The sequence below is a fragment of the Pantoea sp. CTOTU49201 genome (genome assembly GCF_032054795.1).
GTDB lineage: Bacteria > Pseudomonadota > Gammaproteobacteria > Enterobacterales > Enterobacteriaceae > Pantoea > Pantoea symbiotica.
Genome location: NZ_DAMBSA010000487.1, coordinates 1,659 through 3,135, shown reverse-complemented (window position 1 = coordinate 3,135; position 1,477 = coordinate 1,659). Strand labels below are relative to the sequence as shown.

2 protein-coding genes are annotated in these 1,477 nt (G+C 52.9%); both read left to right on the top strand.

Features of this window, described 5'->3' with window-relative positions; all coding sequences use genetic code 11:
• Positions 1 to 640: Gfo/Idh/MocA family oxidoreductase (locus RTY00_RS22620; protein WP_312666392.1), on the top strand; the 640-nt coding region annotated here is incomplete at its 5' end.
• Positions 641 to 799: 159 nt separating this feature from the next.
• A complete protein-coding gene (locus RTY00_RS22615) occupies positions 800 to 1,291 on the top strand; it encodes a GNAT family N-acetyltransferase (RefSeq protein ID WP_312666390.1) in 492 nt (163 codons plus the stop codon).
• The last annotated feature ends 186 nt before the right edge of the window (positions 1,292 to 1,477 follow it).

Sequence of the window (1,477 nt, the reverse complement as noted above, 5' to 3'; positions counted from 1 at the left end):
GACGCTGAAGAAAGTTATTGAACAACAGCAAGTTGGCAAAGTATGGCGCTTGCATAACCGCATGGATTTTGATGATGCGTTGACGCTGGAAGGCGGTGAAACCGGCGGATTGCTGCGCGATCTCGGTAGCCACATCGTGGATCAGGCAATCTGGCTGATGGGTCCGGTAAAATCGGTGTATGCGCAGCTGGATATTGTTGAATTACCGGAAGGCCCAACCGATGCCAGTTTTGTGCTGACGCTAACGCATCACAACGGCACGCACTCCTATGTTTCTGCCACCAAACTCAATCGCATGGTATGCCGCGAACTGCGCTTGTACGGCGAGAAGGGCAGCTATCTGTCGCAAGGCACCGATGTGCAGGCGCAGGCGATTTTTGCCGGTAAACGTCCGGTGGATGATTTAGCGGGTTGGGGCTACGAGCAGCGCGATCGTTGGGGCATTTTGCATCATGCTGAGGGCGACGAAGCGGTGCCATCGGAGCAGGGCGCTTATCATGCCTATTATGAAGCGTTTGCCGACGCGGTGCGCAACGGCACCGAACCGCCGGTGACTACTGAGCAGGCGATTGGAGTGTTAGCGGTGCTGGATGCGGCTTTTGTCAGTGCGCGGGAAAACCGAGTTGTGACACTGGAGTAACAATTTTTGGTCACCATGAATGGCGTAAGGCTTGTCAGTTAAAGGTGAATCGGTCGCCATGAATGGCGACCCTACAAAGGGCTGGCGCATTTATACGCACCGGGACATTCGGCCTGTTAGAATGACCGCCGTTCAGAAGTGACTCGAAGAGGTTTAGTTGTGTCGACGTTAGTATTTAGAGAAGCCAGCCTGGCCGATGTGGATCGTTGTTACGCGATTGAGATTGAGGCTTACGAAGGTGATGAAGCCGCCACGCGTGAAAAGATTGCTACCCGCATCGCGCAGTATCCGCAGGGATTTTTATGTCTGGAAACAGACGGCAAGGTGATTGGCTTTATCAACGCCGGTTGCGCGTGGGATGTGGTGATGTCAGATGAAGCGTTCAAAGAGTTAATCGGCCACGATCCTGCAGCACCAAACGCCGTCATTATGTCGGTGGTGCTTGATCCTGCTTATCAGGGCAAAGGTTATGCGTCGCTGCTGATGCGCCAGTTTATCGACCTGATGAAGAAAATGGATAAGCGAACCATTCATCTAATGTGCAAAACCCAGCACGTCGAGCTGTATAAAAAATGGGGCTATCAGTACGTCAAACCGTCCGAGTCAGACCACGGCGGCATGGCGTGGCATGAGATGCTGATGACACTGTAATTCGTCGGGTCGCCTTTAATGGCATAATGCCGCTTAGTTGAGCATTGATTTGCATATGTATGCAGGTGCGCATGAATGCGCACCCTACGAAAAACGCGCCAAACCTTTGTAGGGTCGCCATTTATGGTGACCGAAAGGCGCTTAACTGACGAGCATTGCGCCATTCATGGCGGCCCGAATCTCCCA